The organism is Bifidobacterium sp. M0404 (assembly GCF_016101415.1).
Lineage (GTDB): Bacteria > Actinomycetota > Actinomycetes > Actinomycetales > Bifidobacteriaceae > Bombiscardovia > Bombiscardovia polysaccharolytica.
The window spans coordinates 379,221-399,919 of sequence record NZ_JACFQP010000002.1 but is presented as its reverse complement, the minus strand read 5'-3'; the positions used below and the strand labels follow the sequence as shown (position 1 = coordinate 399,919).

At 61.6% G+C, this 20,699-nt stretch carries 20 protein-coding genes and 1 tRNA gene; 2 read left to right on the top strand and 19 right to left on the bottom strand.

From position 1 onward, the window contains the following. Positions 1 to 13: 13 nt before the first annotated feature. The 4 genes from argS to H3T93_RS05850 form a co-directional block, all read right to left on the bottom strand. On the bottom strand, positions 14 to 1,771 hold the full coding sequence (gene argS / locus H3T93_RS05865; protein WP_144178348.1) for an arginine--tRNA ligase: 1,758 nt from the start codon (positions 1,769 to 1,771) through the stop codon (positions 14 to 16). Positions 1,772 to 1,814: 43 nt separating this feature from the next. After that, positions 1,815 to 2,204, bottom strand: coding sequence for a Rid family detoxifying hydrolase (locus tag H3T93_RS05860; protein WP_046323372.1), 390 nt, complete (start codon positions 2,202 to 2,204; stop codon positions 1,815 to 1,817). A 103-nt stretch (positions 2,205 to 2,307) separates the two neighbouring features. After that, the gene (gene spxB / locus H3T93_RS05855; RefSeq protein WP_110425807.1) at positions 2,308 to 4,062 is read right to left on the bottom strand and encodes a pyruvate oxidase; all 1,755 of its coding nucleotides are present in this window, start codon (positions 4,060 to 4,062) and stop codon (positions 2,308 to 2,310) included. 281 nt (positions 4,063 to 4,343) lie between these two features. Beyond that, positions 4,344 to 4,419: transfer RNA gene (locus H3T93_RS05850), tRNA-Arg, on the bottom strand. 363 nt (positions 4,420 to 4,782) lie between these two features. On the opposite strand from H3T93_RS05850, the gene H3T93_RS05845 reads away from it, so the two are divergent. Beyond that, the gene (locus H3T93_RS05845) at positions 4,783 to 5,412 is read left to right on the top strand and encodes a hypothetical protein (protein WP_186363989.1); all 630 of its coding nucleotides are present in this window, start codon (positions 4,783 to 4,785) and stop codon (positions 5,410 to 5,412) included. A gap of 37 nt (positions 5,413 to 5,449) precedes the next feature. On the opposite strand, the gene H3T93_RS05840 is transcribed toward H3T93_RS05845, so the two are convergent. The 3 genes from H3T93_RS05840 to H3T93_RS05830 form a co-directional block, all read right to left on the bottom strand. Then, a complete protein-coding gene (locus H3T93_RS05840; protein ID WP_144178344.1) occupies positions 5,450 to 6,415 on the bottom strand; it encodes a co-chaperone YbbN in 966 nt (321 codons plus the stop codon). 117 nt (positions 6,416 to 6,532) lie between these two features. Beyond that, positions 6,533 to 7,558 (bottom strand): hypothetical protein, encoded by a 1,026-nt coding sequence (locus tag H3T93_RS05835; protein WP_144178520.1) that lies wholly within the window; start codon positions 7,556 to 7,558, stop codon positions 6,533 to 6,535. A gap of 2 nt (positions 7,559 to 7,560) precedes the next feature. Beyond that, a complete protein-coding gene (locus tag H3T93_RS05830; RefSeq protein ID WP_198208091.1) occupies positions 7,561 to 8,610 on the bottom strand; it encodes a hypothetical protein in 1,050 nt (349 codons plus the stop codon). 112 nt (positions 8,611 to 8,722) lie between these two features. Here H3T93_RS05830 and H3T93_RS05825 point away from each other — a divergent pair, with 112 nt between their 5' ends. Then, positions 8,723 to 9,658 carry an FKBP-type peptidyl-prolyl cis-trans isomerase gene (locus H3T93_RS05825; protein WP_186363983.1) on the top strand — a complete coding sequence of 312 codons (936 nt, stop codon included), beginning with the start codon at positions 8,723 to 8,725 and terminating at the stop codon, positions 9,656 to 9,658. 91 nt (positions 9,659 to 9,749) lie between these two features. Here the strand turns inward: H3T93_RS05825 and H3T93_RS05820 are convergent, their stop codons facing one another. The 12 genes from H3T93_RS05820 to H3T93_RS05765 form a co-directional block, all read right to left on the bottom strand. Continuing rightward, positions 9,750 to 10,661: a cysteine ABC transporter substrate-binding protein gene (locus tag H3T93_RS05820; RefSeq protein ID WP_046323377.1), complete on the bottom strand. Its 912-nt coding sequence runs from the start codon at positions 10,659 to 10,661 to the stop codon at positions 9,750 to 9,752. Positions 10,662 to 10,747: 86 nt separating this feature from the next. Beyond that, complete coding sequence (locus H3T93_RS05815) at positions 10,748 to 11,620, bottom strand: amino acid ABC transporter ATP-binding protein (RefSeq protein ID WP_232348697.1); 873 nt, start codon at positions 11,618 to 11,620, stop codon at positions 10,748 to 10,750. Further along, positions 11,613 to 12,287 carry an amino acid ABC transporter permease gene (locus tag H3T93_RS05810; RefSeq protein ID WP_121912962.1) on the bottom strand — a complete coding sequence of 225 codons (675 nt, stop codon included), beginning with the start codon at positions 12,285 to 12,287 and terminating at the stop codon, positions 11,613 to 11,615. Before H3T93_RS05810 ends, H3T93_RS05815 begins: the two co-directional genes overlap by 8 nt. Further along, positions 12,274 to 12,927, bottom strand: coding sequence for an amino acid ABC transporter permease (locus H3T93_RS05805; protein WP_046323380.1), 654 nt, complete (start codon positions 12,925 to 12,927; stop codon positions 12,274 to 12,276). The genes H3T93_RS05810 and H3T93_RS05805 overlap by 14 nt, the downstream gene beginning before the upstream one ends. 494 nt (positions 12,928 to 13,421) lie before the next feature. Then, positions 13,422 to 13,664, bottom strand: coding sequence for a glutaredoxin-like protein NrdH (gene nrdH, locus H3T93_RS05800; RefSeq protein ID WP_046323381.1), 243 nt, complete (start codon positions 13,662 to 13,664; stop codon positions 13,422 to 13,424). Positions 13,665 to 13,890: 226 nt separating this feature from the next. Beyond that, complete coding sequence (gene nucS, locus H3T93_RS05795) at positions 13,891 to 14,694, bottom strand: endonuclease NucS (protein ID WP_110425814.1); 804 nt, start codon at positions 14,692 to 14,694, stop codon at positions 13,891 to 13,893. A gap of 87 nt (positions 14,695 to 14,781) precedes the next feature. Then, positions 14,782 to 15,078, bottom strand: coding sequence for a F0F1 ATP synthase subunit epsilon (locus H3T93_RS05790; RefSeq protein ID WP_046323383.1), 297 nt, complete (start codon positions 15,076 to 15,078; stop codon positions 14,782 to 14,784). A gap of 2 nt (positions 15,079 to 15,080) precedes the next feature. Continuing rightward, positions 15,081 to 16,565, bottom strand: coding sequence for a F0F1 ATP synthase subunit beta (gene atpD, locus H3T93_RS05785; RefSeq protein ID WP_144178340.1), 1,485 nt, complete (start codon positions 16,563 to 16,565; stop codon positions 15,081 to 15,083). 8 nt (positions 16,566 to 16,573) lie between these two features. Continuing rightward, positions 16,574 to 17,524, bottom strand: coding sequence for a F0F1 ATP synthase subunit gamma (locus tag H3T93_RS05780; protein WP_144178338.1), 951 nt, complete (start codon positions 17,522 to 17,524; stop codon positions 16,574 to 16,576). 3 nt (positions 17,525 to 17,527) lie between these two features. Then, positions 17,528 to 19,186, bottom strand: coding sequence for a F0F1 ATP synthase subunit alpha (gene atpA / locus H3T93_RS05775; RefSeq protein WP_046323386.1), 1,659 nt, complete (start codon positions 19,184 to 19,186; stop codon positions 17,528 to 17,530). Positions 19,187 to 19,232: 46 nt separating this feature from the next. Further along, positions 19,233 to 20,060, bottom strand: coding sequence for a F0F1 ATP synthase subunit delta (locus tag H3T93_RS05770; protein ID WP_144178336.1), 828 nt, complete (start codon positions 20,058 to 20,060; stop codon positions 19,233 to 19,235). A 51-nt stretch (positions 20,061 to 20,111) separates the two neighbouring features. Next, a complete protein-coding gene (locus H3T93_RS05765; RefSeq protein WP_144178334.1) occupies positions 20,112 to 20,654 on the bottom strand; it encodes a F0F1 ATP synthase subunit B in 543 nt (180 codons plus the stop codon). Positions 20,655 to 20,699: the final 45 nt, after the last annotated feature.

The following is a 20,699-nucleotide window of genomic DNA, read 5'->3' as shown; positions in this document are numbered from 1 at the left end:
GTAACCTTCAGGCTTACATACGGTCAGGGGCCTGGACACCCAGCAGATCCAGACCATTGGCGATGACCTGCTGCACAGCGTCATTGAGCCGTAGACGTGCCGACGCACGGGCTGGCTGTGGATTCCTGTCTTCGTCCTGGTCCAGATCTTTACGGCCAGTGGGTTCCAGGGGCACCACGCGCTCCAGGTTGTACCAGCGGTGATAGACCCCAGCCAGCTGCTCCAAGTAGTGGGCCACCCGATGGGGAGCCTTCTGGTCGCCTGCAGTCTGAACCACATTGGGATAGAGGGCCAGGACGCCCAGAACATCGTTGTCGGCAGCGGTGTCCAACAGGGACAGGTCGGCACCGGACCGGTCGATGCCCGCCTGGGCTGCGTTTCGATCCACATTCCTGGAGCGGGCGTGCGCGTACTGCACGTAGTAGACGGGGTTGTCGTTGGTGTGCGAAGCCAGCAGGTCCAGGTCGATGTCCACGCTCTGGTTGTAGTCAGTGCGGGCCAGGGAATACCGGGCGGCATCCACGCCCACGGCATCCACCAGATCGTCAATGGTGACCACGTTGCCTGCCCGCTTGCTCATGCGCACAGCCTGACCGTCCTTGATGACATTGACCATCTGGCCGATCAGGATCTGCATGTTCACGCCTGGGGTGTCCCCGAAGGCTGCGCAGATGGCCATCATCCGGCCGATGTAGCCGTGATGGTCGGCGCCCAGCATGTAGATGGCCTCGTCGCAGGGATCCTTGGGCCTGCGTCGCTTGTTCAGGTAGTAGGCGATGTCGGCCGCCACATAGGCTGCATGGCCGTCGGACTTGATGATCACCCGGTCCTTGTCGTCGCCGTAGGTGGTGGAGCGGAACCAGGTAGCCCCGTCCTTCTCGAAAATATCGCCCTTGGCCCGCAGCTCATCAATGGCCCGGTCCACCTGGCCGGACTCATACAGGCTGTTCTCATGGAACCAGACATCGAAGTTGACCCGGAAGTCACGCATGGACTGCTGAATCTCGGCGAACATCATGGGCACGGCCCGGGTGCGGAAGGCCTCGCGCTGGGGGCTGTCACCTTCGGCGCCGTCCTCGTCCTGCACCCTGGGCATAGCCAGGATGTCCTGCCCCTGGTCGGCGGCTTCTTTGACTACCCGCGAGGCAATCTCGTCAATATACGAACCCTTGTAGCCGTCAGCAGGCACGGGCTCACCATGGGCCGCCGCCACCAGCGAGCGGGAGAAGCGGTCGATCTGCGTGCCGTGATCGTTGAAGTAGTACTCCCTGACCACCTTGGCACCGTTGGCCTCCAGGACCCGGGCCATGGAGTCGCCCACAGCCGCCCAGCGTGTGCCGCCGATATGGATGGGGCCCGTAGGGTTTGCCGAGACGAATTCCAAATTGAGCGTGCGTCCGCTCAGGTGATCGTTGCTTCCGAAGGCGGATCCCGCATCCAGGACCGCATCAACCACAGCAGCCGCCGAGGCCGAATCCAAGGTTATGTTGATGAAGCCGGGCCCGGCCACATCCACCTGGGCGATCCCATCGGCCTCTCGCAGGGCCTCAGCCAAGGCCTGCCCCAATTCGGCAGGCCTCATGCCAGCCTTCTTGGCCAGCTGCATGGCGATGTTGGTGGACCAGTCCCCGTGGGAGCGGTCCTTGGGGCGCATAACCGCCAGATGGTCGGCATCAGGAACCATGTCGGGCTCCAGGTTTCCCAGATGGCCCGACTGGGCCATCTGGACGGCGGTCGAAGAGATGATACGGGCAAGTGCTTCAGGACTCATGCCCTCAAGTCTAGCGACGGCGGGGACCAGCAACCGACCTGTCTCAGGCCAGGGCCACGACCTCGATCTCGACCAGGGCCCCCTTGGGGATGTCCGCGCCACCGAACGCCACGCGGGCCGGCCGCACCGAGCCGATGAAAACCTGAGAGTAGGCCTGATCCACCTCGGTGAAATCCTCCACACGCCGCATAAGGATGGTGGCCTTAACCACCTTTTCCATGCCGGTGCCGGCTGCATCCAGGATGTTCTTGACGTTCTTCAGAGCCTGGGTAGCCTGGTCAGCCGCAGTGCCCTCCACCAGCTCGCCGGTGTCCGGGTCGATGCCCAGCTGTCCGGAGACAAAGACAAAGCCCCCGGCCTTAACAGCCTGACTGTAAGCCCCCAAAGCCTGAGGCGCATATGGCGTGCCGATCTCTTCCGGTCCATCTTCCATGAGTCCGTCCTTTCTTCAGGTCCGCCGCACCCATGTCGGGCCGAAGCCCCGGGCGGACACCGTCCACTATAGGAGTGCCCGCCCGGCAGAAGTGGTACCAGTCTCAGCCCTTGCGAGCCTCCTGACCCATCCAGTAGGCCAGGGAGCGCAGGTCGCCGGCCTCGTAGGTCTTGACGAATTTCTCGACCTGGTCCGGATCCGAGCAGGTCTCCGGGAACCGCATGTAGCGGGTGTCCAGAGGGCTGGCTCCTGTCAGCTTGATGTCGATGACCGAAGACCTGTCAGCCTTGCGAGCCTCGGAGAAAGCGTGGCGCGCGTCGGCCACCGTGCGCACAGTGAAGCCCAAGGCACCCATGCCCTCGCCGACCTTGGCCCAGTCGGTATCGGGCAGGTCCACCCCGCTCAGAGGCTGATGGCTGTCATCGCGCTGCTCGGCCTCGATGTAGCCCAAGGATTGGTTGGAGAAGACCACGTTGATGACCGGGGCATGGTACTTGAGCTGGGCCAGCACCTCCTCGCCGAGCATGGCGAATCCGCCGTCGCCGCTCAGGGAGTAGACGGTCGATTCCGGATGCTCCAGCTTGGCGGCCAAGGCGGCCGGCACGGCGTAGCCCATGGTGGCGTGCTTGCCGGAGACTGTCCAGCGGTTGGTGGGCTTCAGATGCAGCAGACGCAGGAAGTCGATGTCCACATTGCCCACGTCGGGGATGACAATGTCATTGTCCTCAAGCTGCTGATCGATGATGTGGTAGACGGGCTCGGGTCTCAGGGGCGTGCGGGTGTCTTCGTTGAAGGAGGCCAGCCACTGGTCCCAGTTCTCCTTGCTACGCAGGCAGGCCCTGTAGAAGACGGATTCCTCCTGGTCCTGGCCGGCGGCGGTTATCGCCTTGAGGGCCTCGCGGGCATCGGCCTGGATGGCCAGGACCACATTGGCCTGGAAGCGCTTGCCCAGCTTGACCGGATTCAGGTCGATCTGGATGACCTTGGTGTTGGGAGTGACGAACATGGACCCGAAGGGGTTGTCCGAACCCACCCAGACCGTTAGATCCGAAGTGTAGATGGCCTCCGTGGCGGTCTTGGTGGCCACACGGCCGGCCGACTGCAGGTAGGCAGGATAGGTGTCCTCCACAATCCCCTTGGCCGGGAATGTGGACACCATGGGCATCTTGAAACGCTCGGACATGGCGACCAGTTCATCGCGGGCCCCGGCAGCACCCTGGCCGAAGTAGAGCAGCGGCGCCTTGGCGGACTGAATGATCTCAACCGCCTTGCTGACCTGGTCGGCCGCAGGCTTCAGCGGCTCCGGCTTGCGGAAGTTAGGCGCAGATGCCACCGGGCGGTCGTCGATCTCGGCCCAGGCCAGATCCTTGGGGATGATCACCACGGAGACCCCATGGCTGGCATAGGCGCGGCGGATGGCCTCGTCCACCAGGGCCGGCAGACCTTGGGCGTTGGTGGCAGCCCGGGCGAATACGGCCACATCGGTAAAGATAGGCACCTCATCCATGGCCTGGAAGAAGTCCATGTTCATAAAGGCCTGGGGCACCTCGCCCACCAGGGCCAGCACCGGTACGCCGTCCTCACGGGCATCATAGAGGCCGTTGAGCAGATGGACCGCACCAGGGCCAGACGAGCCGAAGCAGACACCAATCCGGCCAGTCAGCTTGGCCTCTCCGGCAGCAGCCAGGGCTCCGGCCTCCTCATGACGGACCTGGATGAAGTCGATGCGCTCGCGTTCGTTGTGGATGGCGTTCATCATAGAGTCGAAGGAACCGCCGGGCAGGCCATAGATGCGCGGCACCCCCCACTGCTCCAGGACGTGAAGGACAGCATCCCCTGCATTGATTCGATTGGCCATGTGAACTCCTTTGCTTCACCGGGGAAAGGATGCTCCGCCACAACGCGGAAGCGTCAGTCCTCCCCGACGTTCGGTCTTACTCTTTCACTATGGCACCTGAGAACGAGGACACAAGCGGGCCAAGGGCCATGTTCCTCAAAAGCTTAGTGATTCACCACACATATCGTGACACATGGGTGCGCTTATCCCATCAAGTGGATGCCGTAATCTCAGATATCATGGCAGAAGACATCGTCTGAAGAAAAACCCTAGCAATCTTCCTGACTACAGGGATTGTATCTTGGTGGGCTCGAAGGGATTCGAACCCTCGACCTTCTGTTCCGGAGACAGACGCTCTATCCGCTGAGCTACGAACCCGACAGCCACCTTCCAGTGGACAACAGAGACCATACTAGGACACTTTGCGCATTTTCGCACCCATGCGCGTCCTGACGTGTCGGTCCGGCTCCAGCCACTCTCGGCGTGTTGCCGCAAGATTCCAGGCGTTTCGTAGGTATCGTGATGGCAAGGCCTCGTGCCACCGCCCCGGTTGCGCCATTGCATCCTCATGCGGTGGCGCGAAGCCGCCAACATTCCCGGATGATCTTCTCTCGGGATAATTTATACTGTAGTTCCTTCACCCGGCCATCACAAGCCGCCTTCACATACCTGGACTTTGAAACGGCCATGGACAGCAAATGGTGGCCGCAACCCGCCTACCGTACCATGGGAAGCATGGCCATGAATGAGGACGAGGACGATTTCGAGTTCGAGCGTAGATTCTTTTGCCGGGACCTTCCTCGGGAGCTGCTCGGGGAGAGCCGACCGACCCTGATTGTGCAGAGCTACTACGTGCATGAGGACAACTTCGCCCTTCGTGTGCGTCTGCAGGGCCAGGTGGATCCGGTGGTGCCCATGACGGCCCGGACCGATGCCCTCCACACTCTGCTTGAGGAAGGCGACCACTTCGACGCTGCCTCAATGACGGCCAAGGGGCCCTCCGTCGGCGGCACCCGCTACGAGGCCGAACGGGCCATCGATCCGGGAATCGCCCTGGAACTGATTCTGCGCGGCGGCATTCCCATCGTCAAGAACCGGTATGGGGTCTGGCTGGACGAGGACTGGTGGAACCTGGATGTCTTCGGAGACGGCAACACTCCCCTGGTGGTGGCCGAGGTGGAGCGGACCGGCCCGGTGACCGACCTGACCATCCCCGACTTCTGTGCCACGGAGATCACCGACGACCCGCGGTTCTCCAACGACGGGCTGGCTGACCACCCATTTGGCGACTGGGCAACCGACTTCGACCGGGAGTTGAAGGCCAACGGACCGCGCTTCCTGACCAACTTCGACGGGAACCGCGAGTCCTGACCCAGGACCGGTTCAGGCCGGTACGCGGCAACCTAAATCAGTACATCAGCGTGGACAAACGGCGACGGGCCTTGGCCAGCCGAGGATCGGTCGGTTCAGGAATAACGAAGTACTCCAGCAGACGGCGACGGATGGGATCGGTCTGATCCCGGTGCCCGGCCAGAAAGTCCAGCAGGCGATCAAAGGCATCCTGGATCTGGCCGCCGATCATGTCCACATCGGCCACATCCAACTGGGCCTGCAGGTCGTCAGGGGCATCTGCAGCCGCCTGACGGACCTTACGGACATCGGCCTGGGCCGACCGGGCCATAAGTAGGCACTTGGCCTGTTCACGCTTGGCCAGGTCGTCGGTCGAGTCGGCCTGAACCAGCTTGTCATAAGCCTCGGCTGCAGCTGCATAGTCGCCCTCTTGGGCCAGTCGGTGGGCCTCCTGATGGGCAGGCGGGATGGCATCAGCCGCTGCTTGTCCAGCCTGCTCGTCCTGCCCCTGGTCGTTGGTCTCCTGGTAGGGGGCGCTGCCAGTGATACCGGTCTTCTGCGCCATCTGGACCACCTGTGGGATGAGCTGATCGGTGATCTGGTTCATTTCCTCATCGGTGGGCAGTCCTTGCAGGATGGGCATGGGCCTGCCGGCCAACAGGGCAAAGAGGGCCGGGGCATCCTGCACCTGGAAGGTCTGGGCGATCTGCGGATTGGTCGCGATGTCGATACGGGAGAGCTGAATGCGCCCCTCCAGGGCGTTGACGGCCTGGGCCAGGCGTGTGGCCAGGGGGAAGAGGCGGTCATCGGTGGGCACCCAGAGCAGAATCAGAATGGGGAAGGTGGCAGAGGTCTGAACCATGGCCTGGAAACTGGCCTCGGTTGTATCGATAACATAGCCGCCGGCAGCAGGCGCCCCTCCCTGCTGGCCTGGCTCGGCGTCAACCTGGTGCTTGAGCGCGCCCAGGTCGACTGCTCCTGCCAGCGAGACGCCCGGCTGCCCCTGCCCGTTTTTGTTCGCCATGTCAGTCCTCCTTAACCTGGCGGCCGCCGACTGCAGCTTCGGTCCGCCTTCGAATGCAAACTCCTGGAAGCCAATCTAGTCTAAAGTCCGGGCTTTCACCTAGCGCAATCCCGCCGTTCAGACCGCTTCCACCTTGATGGGCTCGCGCTCGGCGCCCACGGCCCTGATGGGCTCGTGCGAATCCGCCGAGGGCACGTAGAGGGCGATCACGTTGACATAGGTGACCTTCATAGTGCTGGTGGGCTTGCCCTGTCCAAAGAGGGCCTTCTCGGCATCCGAGGCGGGCGAGGACTCGCGGCCCTCACCCGCCTGCCTGGTCCAGACCGAATCAATCCGGGCCACGACCAGGTCGCCCCCATCGGAAGAGTGCATGACCCGCAGCTGCCCCTGTGCCGGGGTGAAGATCTGCGACTGGCTGCCCTTGTTGGCTTCGATTCCCTGCTGAACCACCTGAGTCAGCGTACCCAGAGAGTTGCGGAAGTCATCCTGGGCGAACTCCTTGGCATATTTGCTGCCCTGGGGATTCTGCAGGAGGTCGGCATAGCGGCGCACGGCCTCCACCGGCGTGGCCTTGAGACCCTGATCGTCGCCCTGCCCCATCCTGGCACCGATGGTGGCCACCGGGAACTTGGGCAGCTGGGCTCCTTGGAAGAGCCGTGCCACACCCCAGAGCTTATAGTTCTCATGGGCGGACTCCTGATCCAGAACCAAGAGGCGCTTGGACTGCTGATCCTGCGTGGTGGTGGTAATCGAGAAGACCGAACGTGGCCACCCCGGATCGCCGGGAATGACTGTCTGGGCGATGGTGGTGGGAATGGTCGTCTTGGGATCCAGCTGCCCGGTGGCCCGGGCTATGGTCAGCTCGCTGGTGCGGATCTCCAGCTGGGGTCCGCTGACTCGCCGGTCCAACCCGGCCGGGTCCCTGGCCTCGTTGGCCTGGTCCAGAACAGCCCCGATGCTCTTGCGGATGCGGGCCTCCTGGGCCGGGGTCAGGTTGGGCGCAGGAGCAGTGGTTGCAGTGCTCTGAGGCTCGGTCCGGCGAGCCTGGGGAACCTGCCCCTCACAGGCAGACAGCCCCGGCAGAAGGCCCAGGGACAAGGCCAGCGCCGCTGCAACCCCTACCCTGTTCATCGGTTTGTTCATACTCATTGGCGCTCCTCCTCCCCCTCGTGGGCAAGCCTGGCCAGGTAGGAGGCCATCTCCTGGCTGCTGATGACCCTAGTGGCCGACATATCATCGGCTCCCCGATCGCCGCTGACGGTACGGCCGTCGCCATCCTCCTGTTGGTCAGCGACCAGGTTCCGATTGCGCGGATCAATCACCACGGGTGGCCTGGGCGGGGGTCCTGGATCCCCCTGCCGCGCCTGTCCGCGAGCGTGACGCAGGCGTCGGCCTGAAACCGAGCTATGCCGATTTCCGAGACCAGGCAGAATGGCGCTGCCCAGGGCCTGAGCCACACTGACCTCGGGAGTCTCTTCAGCCTCTTGTTCAGGTTCGGTCTGCTTGCGGCGCTTGACCGGATCCATAGCGAAGACTGTTGCTGAAAGAACGGCCAGCAGGGCCAGCAGCCCGCCGGCAAAATAGAAGGGCATGGCGAAGTTGGGCAGCCTGTCCCGCTGCCAGAGCATTTCCAGACCCAGGGAATGGGAACCCTGAGGAACCGCCACCAGCAGGACGGCCTGCGGGTCGTCGGTCTTCAGGGACATGGACACGTCGTTGTCGGAGCAGGTGACCTGTTTCCACATGTCCGAATCCTGAAAAGCCACGCCCTGATTACTTTTGACGGCCTTGCCGGGGCTGGTGTCCCTGCCGACGGACAGGGTGTGCCAATCATCCAAACCTCTCACACGTGCCACATCTTGCCCGGCCGTCCAACCAGCTGCATCCTTGGCCGTGGTCAGGGCCATACAGACGGTAGGCTTCTGTGAATTCGAATCTGCGGACGCGGCAGTTCCATTCGATGTTACATCCACTCGCATGGTCACTTTGCTGTCCACCAGGGGAAGCACGCCTGGATCGGTCACCACATAGGCTGCCTTCGTACGCGCATGCGCATCCACATGAGCCGAAGGCTTCCAGACCGTGGCGTTGAAAATACCCAGCACAATGGCCGTTACAGCCAGCAGTCCGAAGATGGGGGTGACGATGCCGCGCATGATCGTGCTATGACGCGAAGGCTTTTCAGGCCGCGTCATCTCATCTTTTTCCTCGGGTACTCGCTCCATATTATCGACATTCTACCGTCGGCTCCCTATGATCTGGTTCCAAGCACAGGGAAATCACCCATAAGCCCTAAACTGTTCTTCTATGACCATCATCGCAAGGAAATCAGGCAGCAAGCGTCTGCTGGGCGCCATGACGGCTCTGGCCCTATGTCTTGGGCTGTCAGCCTGCAGCGGGAAATCTGACGGGGACGCGCACGCGGGCGACACCATGCAGGGCGTATCAGCCAGTGGCAAACTTGGCAGCAAGCCCGACATCAGCTTCAAGACCCCCTTCAAGGTCGAGAACCAGGCTCATCAGGTCATCCAGGAGGGCAACGGCGAGGTCATCCGCGACGGGGATCGTGTATGCACAAGGAGCCTGGCCCTGGATGCCAAGACCGGCAAGGTGCTCAACTCCACCTGGGACAAGAGCAGTCCGGAGTGCTCGATCGTCATCAGCAAGAAATCCATCCCGGCATACTACGACACCTTCAAGGGCCTCAAGGTCAACTCCACCGTGGCCGTGGGCATCGATGAGTCAGGCTCCGGCAGCAGCCAGGCGACCGACTCCTATATCATGGCCCTGACCTTCGTCTCCCGGTCCAAGAACTTGACCCGCGCCCAGGGCCAGAAGGTGACCGATCTGCCCAGCGACCTGCCCAAGATCAGCCTGGATGACAAGGGCAAGCCCTCCCTGGATCTCAACGGATACAAGCCCGAGGCAGGATTGGTCGTCCAGCCCCTGATCAAGGGCAAGGGGGCCAAGGTCGGCCAGCATCAGAGCGTCAGCGCCAACTACACCGGCTGGCTGGCCTCCAACGGCAAGCAGTTCGACTCCTCCTGGGACCGGGGACAGCCCAGCGATTTCAGCCTGGACCAAGTGGTCAAGGGCTGGCAGCAGGGTCTGGCAGGCCAGACCGTGGGCTCTCAGGTTCTTCTGGTCATTCCGCCCGACCTGGGCTACGGCAGCCAGAAACAGCAAAGCATCCCGGCCAATTCAACCCTGATCTTTGTGGTTGACATCCTGGCCGCCTACTGATTCGGCAATCTATCGAGTCAGATGACAGGGCCCGCACCCATCCAGTCGCATTCGGATGGGTGCGGGCCCTGTCATAAGCCAGACGGCCAGGTCAGTCCTTGCCGCCCTCGACCACAATCTCGTCGGGGTTGGCCTCACTTCCATAGACCGGCTCCAGAGTCTTGCGGTAGTCCTCATGGAAGAACCGCTCCTGGCCCAGTTTGACCAGCTCTTTGTTGATGTAGTCCAGCAAAGGCTTGTTTCCCTTGCGCACGGCCGGGGCGATGACAGCCTCATCCCCAAGCTTGGTGATGCCCACCGAGAATCCCTTGTTGGCCTTGGCCCAGGCCAGCACCTCGGTGTTGTCCGTGCTCATGGCGTCGCCACGGTGGTCCAGCAGAGCGTTGTAGGCATCGGCGTACTGGTCGTACTTCTGCAGCTTGACTTCCGGGTAGTGCTGCTCGAAGTAGGGCTCAGCCGTGGTCCCCTTGGCGATGATCAGAGTCTTGCCGTTCAACTCTTTGACATCTTTGATCGGCGCCGAATCCGGGGAGACCACGCCCAGGAAGACCTTCATATAAGGCTTGGCGAAGTCCACCTTGCGAGCGCGATCATCGGTGACGGTGAAGTTGGCCAGAACCACGTCCACCTTGTTGCTGGACAGCACATCCACACGGGCGGCCGGGTCCACCGAGGTGTATTCGGGCTTGACGCCCAGATCCTTGGCCAGGCGCTCGGCCAGGACCACATCGTAGCCCTGGTTCTTGCCGTCCTTGTCCACGTAGCCGAAGGGGGCCTTGTCAGTGAAGACCGCCACCTTGAGTTTTCCGGACTTGGTGATCTGCTCCGGGGTGCGTGCAGACCCGGATGCTGCTGAGGAGCCGGAGCTGCTTGCTGAGCCGCTTCCAGCGTCACTGGGGGCGGCCGCCGAAGGGCCGCAGGCCGCCATGGAAGCCATCATCGCGATCGTCGCCCCCGTGGCCAGCGTCGCCCGTATCAATCGGTTCACTACCCTTGCGGTCATGATCCCTCTTTTCCTCTTATCTTTCCTATGGCCGCCCCTGGAGGCGGTTCCGGCGAATACCACCGGACGAATATGCGAAGTCCTCATCAGAACTCCTGATCCTGGTCCTGATCCCGCCTGCGCTCATAGGTGAAGGTGGACAGGAAGCGTTGCGCCCGGTCACTGGCCGGGTGAGTGAAGAAGGCCTCCGGATCGTCGGACTGTTCAACCAGTGAGCCTCCATCCAGGAGGACGATGTGGTCGGCGATGCCCCTGGCGAAAGCCATCTCGTGGGTGACGATCATCATGGTCAGCCCCTGGTCGGCCAGTTCCAGAATGACCTGGAGGACCTCGCGTACCATCTCCGGATCCAGAGCAGCCGTCACCTCATCGAAGAGCATGATCTCGGGATGGAGAATCAGCGCCCGGCAGATGGCCACCCTCTGCCGCTGGCCGCCCGAAAGCTGGCTGGGCCAGGCATCCCGGCGGTCGGCCAGACCTACCCGGTCCAGCAATTCCAGAGCCTCCTGACGTGCCTGGTCCCGCTTGCGCTTCTGGACCAAGACGGGCGCCAAGGTCACGTTATCCAGAACGGTCCTATTGGGAAAAAGATCGTAGCTCTGAAAGACCATGCCGATCCTGGTACGCAAGTCGGAGCTGCGACTGCCCGACATAAGGCCGCCAGGACCTCCGCCGTGCTTGCCCAGGGGATGACCGGTCTCCACCACCTGATTGTCCAGAAGTATACGGCCGCCCTGTATGGGCTCCAGTCCGGCTATGGTCCGCAACAGGGTGGACTTGCCCGAGCCCGAGGGGCCCAGGACAACAAAGACCTTCCCCTTGGGCACCTGGAATGAGATGTCATTGAGCACAGGGCTCTGCGCCTGCGGATACTGCTTGACCAGATGCTCCACGGTCAGCACCGCCCGTTCCTCCTGGCCATCCTGTGGCTGGTTCGCCGTCGTTTGCCCCTCAGTCATGGGCCCACCTCTTTTCCAGATGCCGGGCTGCCAGAGACAGGGGCCAGCAGATGAAGAAATACATGAAGAAGATCACCCCGTAAATCCACAAGGTCGCTTGAGGATAAGCGAATCGGTTGGCATCGATGATCTGCTGGCCGACCTTGATGACCTCAATGACGCCCAGCAGGGCAGCCAGAGAGGTGGTCTTGACGATCCTGGTGGCCAGGTTGACACTTGCCGGCAACAGTCGGCGCAGGGCCTGCGGAAGGATGATCCTAGAGAAGGTCTGCCAGGACCCCAGTCCCAGCACGTAGGCCGACTCCACCTGGGTACGGGGAATGGACTCCAGGGCCCCGCGGACCAGATCGCCCAGCTCGGCCCCGCCCCAAAGCACAAAGACCAGCAGGCAGGCACCGGTGGCGTCAAGATTCAGGTTCCATGCCCTGGACAGCCCATAGAAGGCGATGAAGAGCAGGGCCAGCTGGGGCATGATGCGGATGAAGTCCAGATAGACCCTCATCAGGAAGCGAATCAGGGGGTTGCGCAGGGTCATCAGCCATCCGACCACCAACCCCAAGGGCAGGGAGAGTAGAACCGAGACGCCGGCTATCCAAACGGTCACCCAGAGCCCCTGGAAGAGCCTGGGCATGACCCCTGGCTGGAAGAGCACCTCAACGCCGTGCATAGTCGAACCTCCGCTCAAGAATTGTTCCGATGACGGAGATAGGCAGCAGTATGACCAGATAGGTGACGATAAGCAGGGTCAACGACTCGTAGGTGTCGTATGAGGTACCCATCAGATCCTTGGTGACATACATGACATCGGCCAAAGCGATGGCCGAGACCACCGATGATTCCTTGATTAGGAAGATGATGTTGGCCACCACGCCCGGTATGGCGCTGCTCAAGGCCTGAGGCAGCACGATCCTGGACAGGGTCTGGCCTCGGGTGAATCCCAGAACGCGGGCTGACTCGATCTGCACTCGAGGCACCGCCTCCAGTCCCCCACGCATGGCTTCGGCCATATAGGAGCCGCCCAGGAAGGCCAGCCCGACGATGGCGCAGGTCTGGGCGCTCCAATTGACCCCGAGCTTGGGCAACCCGAAGTAGAGGAAGTAGAGCTGAACCAGGAGCGGGGTGTTTCTCGACAGTTCGATGTATATCCTGGCCACCTGCGAGAGCAGAGGGACCCTGAAGACCTCCAGCCCGGCGCAGACCAGCCCGATCAGCATGGAAAACACCACGCCAAAGAAGGAGATGAAGACCGTTACATAGGCTGCATTGACGAAAAAGTGCAGATTCTGCGCCATGAAAGTCCAATTCATGCCCTCACCCCCCTACTTGCTTGAGTCCTGTTCATGGTCTCCTCTTCACTGCTTTCCGCTCGCTTCCCGCCGACTGCGGCATATAGTCGCCAATCCTAGAGAAGACGAACCGTTTTCCTTTGCTTTTCGATATACGAATACCGGATACCGCGTTATCATCCGCTCTCACAGCAACCTGAACGGTGATTCGTATCCATGCCGCAGCCGAACGGCAGGAATGAGATGGCCTTAGCCCGCAAAGGCTGATCGACCGGTACACTCCACAGACGACAGATGATCGCTCTGTCATTGCAATACCTATCAACCGAACAGTGCCAAATCAAACAAGGCCAACTCATTAAGCACTTGCAGAACAATAATCAGCCAATTACTCGCCTACCCAACACCTACTAACCAAGTAGGCATACAAGGTGATTTTCATTGCCCCGACTGCTCGCCAAACTATCAAAAAAGCCCGGTCCACATATTCGTGAACCGGGCTCCGAGTGCTTTGATCAGGCAAAGACCTTGGCGCTCTGTGCTATCTTCCTGATCAGATCGGGGCGATACCCGCTCCACGTCTCCTGGTCAGTGACTACGATAGGGGTCTGCTTGAATCCCTGGGCGATGAACTGGTCAATCAAGGTCTGATCCTCGGTCAAATCCACCTGCTCGAACTCCAGCCCCTGCTTGGTCAACTGACGCTTGGTGGCATCACACTGGGGACAGTGCGCCTTGGTGTAGACCGTGATGGACATGATCGCCTCTCCCTTAAATGTAGCCGTGGTGTTCCAAGCTCTATAGCCCTCTGCTCGGAACCTAATGATTGCACTCTACACACTCCCAGGCGCTGGCACAATACCACCTGTAGTGGCGTGTCAGGCCATAAACCCCAATATCTAGTAGCCTTTCAAGTCCTGCAGATCTAAGCGAGAATATATGTGAGCTATCTTACATACATGTTGTTTAAGACCGAAAACTGCCTCAGAAGAGGGTCAGTTCGTCGCTATCGGCGCCCTTCATGGCCTCGTAGTCCAGAATCAGGCATTCGAATCCCCTGTCCTCAGCAAGGACCCTGGCCTGGGGGGTGATGGTCTGGGCCGCGAAGATCCCGCGGACAGGGGCCAGCAGAGGGTCGCGGTTGAGCAGACGACAGTAGCGGGTCAGCTGCTCTACCCCGTCAATGCCGCCGTGCCGCTTGATCTCAATGGCCACATGCCGCCCCTGGCCGTCGACGGCCATGATGTCCACCGGGCCGATGGGCGTGGGATACTCCCGGCGCACCAGAGTGGCTCCTGGGCCGATGCGGTCGATCTGTTCGGCCAGATAACGCTGCAGATGCGCTTCCACGCCATCCTTGACCAATCCCGGATCCGTCCCTAGGTCATAGCTGTCGTCGGCATACACCTGGTAGAGCCTGATGGTGAGCACATCACTGGACTTCACGGCTGAAACGCGCAGAACCTTGCGTACGGGCCGAGTCTGGTCCTGATCCTGCTCCTGGGCAATCAGCGCATCGGGCGCGGCTGCTTCAGCCACCTCCTCCGACCCGCTTCCAGTCACGGAATCAGCCTTGACGCCCGCGCCGTCCTGGCTCGCCTCCTCGGGTTCGATCTCCCTGATGGTGCAGGGGGCGCACATCCAGTTCAGGGGCTTGTAGGAGCCCAGCTCCGAGAAAATCAGGCAGCTCATGTCGGCCTTGATCAACAGGACGCGTCTGGCCGGCGGCAGGCTGGCATTGAGACGCCCGGAGTATTCGGCGGAGCAGTCGGCAACAATGATTCGCACAGGTGCCAATATATCAGTCGCTGCTCCGGGCGGAAAAGAAAAGCCCGGCCGATGCAAGTGCACCAGCCGGGTATAAAAGGAAGGAAGTCAGGACTTTTGGCCCTGATCAGCGTCCTCCAGGTAGTGGTCCACGGCCACAGTCAGCTTGTTGCTGTCGAAGGAGGCGAATCCGCTGTCCACATGGAAGGACTGACGACCGCCATCGGTGGCCTGAACCCGGATGTTGCCCTCCTGCAGCAGGGCCAGCACCGGCTCGTGGTCAGGCATGATGCCCATGGACCCCTGGGTGCCGGGCACGGTGACCGACCGCGCCTGGCCCGACCAGATGGGCCTGTCTGCCGAGACGATGTTGACCTGCATGGAGGCCTTGCCCGTGTCCGCCATGACTACCGGTATTCCTTCTGCATATCGTGCCACTTGTGTTCAAGGTCGTCGATGCCGCCGATGCCGGAGAATGCCTGCTCGGGCACGTCGTCGTAGGCGCCGTCACAGATCCGGGTGAAGGCCTCGATGGTCTCGTCCGCAGGCACGTAGGAACCCTTGCGGCCGGTGAACTTTTCGGCCACATAGAAGTTCTGGCCCAGGAACTGCTCGATCTTGCGGGCGCGATTGACGGTGGTCTTGTCTTCCTCGCCCAGCTCGTCGATGCCGATCAGAGCGATGATGTCCTGAAGCTCCTTGTTCCTCTGCAGGATGGCCTTGACCCGGTTGGCGCAGTCGTAGTGGGCCTGTCCCACATAGCGCGGGTCCAGAATCCTGGAGGTGGATGCCAGCGGGTCCACAGCCGGGTAGATGCCCTGGGAGGCGATGTCACGGCTGAGCTCGGTGGTGGCGTCCAAGTGGGCGAAAGTGGTGGCCGGGGCCGGGTCAGTGTAATCATCGGCCGGCACGTAGATGGCCTGCAGGGAGGTGATGGAATGGCCACGTGTGGAGGTGATCCTCTCCTGCAGGGCGCCCATCTCATCGGCCAGATTGGGCTGGTAGCCCACGGCCGAGGGCATGCGGCCCAGCAGGGTGGAGACCTCGGAGCCGGCCTGGGTGAAGCGGAAAATGTTGTCGATGAAGAGCAGCACATCCTGATTCTCCACGTCGCGGAAGTACTCCGACATGGTCAGGGCGGTCAGAGGCACGCGCAGACGGGTCCCTGGGGGCTCATCCATCTGTCCGAAGACCAGTGCGGTCTTCTCCAGCACGCCGGCCTCGTCCATCTCGCCGATCAGATCGTTGCCCTCACGGGTACGCTCGCCAACACCTGCGAAGACGGAGACACCGCCGTGGTTCTGCGCCACGCGCTGGATCATCTCCTGGATGAGCACGGTCTTGCCCACGCCTGCACCGCCGAACAGGCCGATCTTGCCACCCTCCACGTAGGGGGTCAGCAGGTCGATGACTTTGATGCCGGTTTCGAACATCTGGGTCTTGGATTCCAGCTGATCGAATGCAGGCGGGTTGCGATGAATGGGCCACCGCTCGGTGACCTTGATCTGCTCACCCTCCTTCTTGTTAAGGATGTTGCCGGCCACATCAAAGACGTGCCCCTTGGTCACGTCGCCCACGGGCACCGTGATGGGTCCGCCCGTGTCGGTTACGGTGGCGCCGCGGACCAGGCCGTCGGTGGGCTTCAGGGCCACGGTGCGAACCGTGGAATCGCCCAGGTGCTGCTCCACCTCCAGCATGATGGTGGTCAGTGACTCGCCCTCGGTGTTCGAGGACTTGCTCAGATTCACAGTCAGGGCATTGTAGATGTCCGGCAGGTGACCTGCCGGGAACTCCACATCGATGACCGAACCCTGGACTCGGGTGACACGCCCCTTGGAGGCCGAATCCGGCTTGCGGCTCGCTGTGGTCGGCTGTTCTTGCTGTGCAACCATTGGCGTTCCTACTCTTCCTCTTTGTTGAGCGCATCGGCGCTGCCGACGATCTCGGTAAGTTCCTGCGTGATGGCCGCCTGACGGGTGGCATTGAGCTTGCGGGTCAGGTCGTCGATCAGCCCCTTGGCGTTATCAGTGGCGGTGTGCATGGCGTTCTGCCTGCTGGCGGTCTCCGAGGCGGCCGAAGTGAGCAGACATTCATGGATGCGCGACTGAATGTACTTGGGTAAAACGGCATCCAGCACCTCCTGGGCGCTGGGCTCGAAGTCATAAAGGGCCGCATAGCGGTCGCCCTGGCGTCCATGCTCGTCGTCCGGCACGGGGGCATCGATAGCCTCCTCAGGCTGCTCCTGGTCAGGCCTGATCAGCTCAAGGGGCAACATGCGCAGCACCCGAACCTCCTGCACCACCATGTTGATGAATTCAGTGAAGACGATGTAGAGCTCGGAGACGCCGCCCTTGGCCGCTGGAGTCATGTAGGTTTCCAGCAGCGCCTGGGAGATCTCCCTGGCCACATCCACACCGGGCCGATCGCTGTTGCCCTCCCAGGTCTTGGCGATGCTGCGGTTGCGGTAGCGGTAGTAAGAGACGCCGCGACGACCGTAGACGAAGAGCTGAGGCTGTCGGCCCTGCTGGTCCAGTCGGGCCAGCAGAGACTCCGTCTCGCGGATGACCGAGGAGGTATAGGCCCCGGCCATGCCACGGTCGGCCGTCAAAGCCAGCACAGCTACGCGCGGGTTCTTCTCGTCCTTCCTGACAATGGGGTGACGGATATCGTCCGTGTGGGCCACCAGGGCTTGGACTGCATCGAAGATCGCATCGGAGTAAGGCTTCGCTTCCATGGCCACGGTCCTGGCCTTGGCGATATGCGAGGAGGCTATCATCTCCTGGGCATTGAAGATCTTCTCCAATGCTGAAGTGGAGGCGATCCTTGACTTGAATGCGAGTTGTGAGGCCATGGTCTACCGCTTCCCAGCCTTGCTGCCGCTCTTGCCGTCGGCCACCAGCTTCTCCTGCTGGACGGCCACGGGCTGCTCCTGATCCTGATCGGCCTTGTGGCCGTCCAGAGTCTGACCCTTGTGGGTCACGAAGGTCTTGGCGAACTCATCCACAGCCTTGTCCAGGGCCTTTTCGGTATCGTCGGTGAAGTCCTCCGTGTCGCGGATGGTCTTGAGAATGTCGGTGTTGTGGTCCAGGTAGTCCAGGAGCCCGGACTCGAAGGGCAGCACGTCCTCCAGGTCCAAATCATCCAGCTTGCCATGGGTCCCCACCCAGACCGAGACGACCTGCTTCTCCATGGAGTAAGGCGTGAACTGGGGCTGCTTGAGCAGCTCGGTCAGCCTGGCGCCTCGGGTCAGCTGGGCCTTGGAGGCTGCATCCAGATCCGAGGCAAACATGGCGAAGGACTGCAGAGAGCGGTACTGGGCCAGGGAAATCTTCAGAGTCGAGGAGACCTTCTTCAGAGCCTTGGTCTGTGCGGCGCCGCCCACGCGGGAGACGGAGATGCCCACGTCCACGGCGGGACGCTGGTTGGCGTTGAACAGATCGGACTGCAGGAAGATCTGGCCGTCGGTGATGGAGATCACGTTGGTCGGAATGTAGGCCGAGACGTCGTTGGCCTTGGTCTCAATGATGGGCAGACCGGTCATGGATCCGCCGCCCAGGTCATCGGAGAGCTTGGCGCAACGCTCCAGCAGACGCGAATGCAGGTAGAAGACATCACCAGGATAAGCCTCACGCCCCGGCGGACGACGCAGCAACAGGGAGATGGACCGGTAGGCCTCGGCCTGCTTGCTCAGGTCGTCAAAGACAATCAGGACGTGCTTGCCGCCGTACATCCAGTGCTGGCCGATGGCCGAACCGGTGTAGGGGGCTATGTACTTGAAACCTGCAGAGTCGGAAGCCGGGGAGGCCACGATGGTGGTGTACTCCATAGCGCCGGCCTCTTCCAGAGAGGAACGGACCGAAGCGATGGTGGTGCCCTTCTGACCGATGGCCACATAGATGCACCGCACCTGTTTCTTGGGGTCTCCGGACTCCCAGTTGCGCTTCTGGTTGATGATGGTGTCGATGGCGATGGCCGTCTTGCCGGTCTGCCGGTCGCCGATAATCAGCTGACGCTGGCCGCGTCCGATGGGTGTCATGGCGTCGATGGCCTTGATGCCGGTTGCCAAGGGCTCGTCGACGGGATGCCGGTGCATGACGTCGGGGGCCTGAGCCTCCAAAATTCTGCGGCCCTCGCTTTTGATTTCGCCCAGGCCGTCAATGGGCTCGCCCAGGGGATTGACGGTACGTCCCAGATAGCCGTCGCCGACGGGCACTGAAAGCACCTCGCCGGTCCTGTGGACTTCCTGGCCCTCTTCGACGCCTGCGAAGTCGCCCAGGATGACCACGCCGATCTCTCGGGCATCCAGGTTGAAGGCCAAACCCAGCGTGCCGTCCTCGAAGGTCAGCAACTCGTTGGCCATGCAACCAGGCAGTCCCTCCACATGCGCAATGCCATCACCGGCCGTACGGACGTAGCCCACCTCCTGGGTGGGGGTGTCCGTCGGCTTGTAGGACTCGACGAACTGGTCGAGCGCCTTGCGCACCACGGCGGGATCAATGGTCATTTCTGCCATGATCACTCCTTATTTCTGTTCTTGTTCAAGTCTGTCTGTTCCCCGCTCAACCTGCCACGGCCATCCGCCGCCGCAGGTGCTTCAGCTGGGTGGCCACCGTGCCGTCGGTGGAGACCGAGCCGTACTGGACCTTCATGCCGCCCAGGACCGAGGGATCGACCACCGAGTTGATGTGGACCGGCTTGCCCAGCTTGCGCCCGTAGGCATCCTGCAGACGACTGACCTGCTCGTCTTTCATGGAGACCGCCGTAGTGACGGTGACCATGACCTGATCCATGTGCTCGGAGAAGCGGTCCACCAACCAAACAATAGTGTCAGGGAAGCGCCGTCCGCGCAGATCGATGGTGGCGTTCAGGGCCATCTGTTCGGTGACCGGATGCATATGCTGCCCGGCCAGGAGCGCCTTGAGCAGGTCGGCTCGAGATCTGGAATCGCTGTATTCATCCGAGAGCCGGAAGAGCACAAGAGGCATACCCAGCAGGGCCGAATGAATCTCAGCCAGCTCGCCGGCCACCTGGTTGGTGATGCCCAAGGCGTCGGCGTAATAGGCGGTGGCATCCACCGACATGTCCTCGGCCGCGTTGGCGATGTGCACCACACGGCTCCACTGATGATCAGTCAGATCATGGAGGATATCCACGGTCAGCGGATCGGCCTTGTCAGCCAGGATGGTGTCGATCACCTGCCACTTGTCCTCAGCTGGACGGGAGGGGTCGGTCAGCGCACGCTCCAAGGGTCTGTTGGCATCGAGCAGGGCCACGAAGGTATAGAGCTCCATGGCCACGCGGAGTGCGTCCTTTCCCTTGCTCTTCAGCAAAGGGGCGTACTTGGCCCTGGTCTCCTTGTCGGAGCTCAGCGAAGTCTCTCCTCGCATGTCACCTCCCCTTTCGCGAGACGGGCGCGCCCGTCGTCCGCCAATCAGTCATCATGCCTGCCGCTTGTCCGAGGACTGTCCGCCCTGGTCCGCGATAATCGAGTCGATCATGGAGGACTGCACGGCATCATCCTGAAGCTGCGATCCCAGGATTTTGCCGGCAAGAGCCGTAGCCAGCGTGCCCACCTCGCCCTTGAGCGAGACCAAGGCCTGCTGCTGCTGGGACTTGAGGGATCTTTGGGCGTTCTCGGTGATCTGGTTGGCCTCGGTCTCTGCCCGGGTCCTGGCATCCGCCACGATCCTGGAGGCCTCAGCTCGGGCGTCATCCCGGATCTGGGAAGCTTCCACACGAGCCTTGCTCAGCTGATCCTGATACTGCTTGCGGGCCTGATCCGCCTCTTCACGAGCCTTGGCGGCCTTCTGGATGTTGCCCTCGATCTTGGACGAGCGCTCATCGAAGATGGCCTGGAACTTGGGCATGAAGAACTTGTAGAAGAAGACGGCCAGAATGACCAGGATGACCAGCGACCAGAAGATGTCGTAAATCGGAGGAATAAACAGCTTGATTCCTTTGCCTGCCGCTAGAGCGTACATTGGCTCCTCCTTTCCCTTATCGAAGCCGGATCATACAAGAATCGC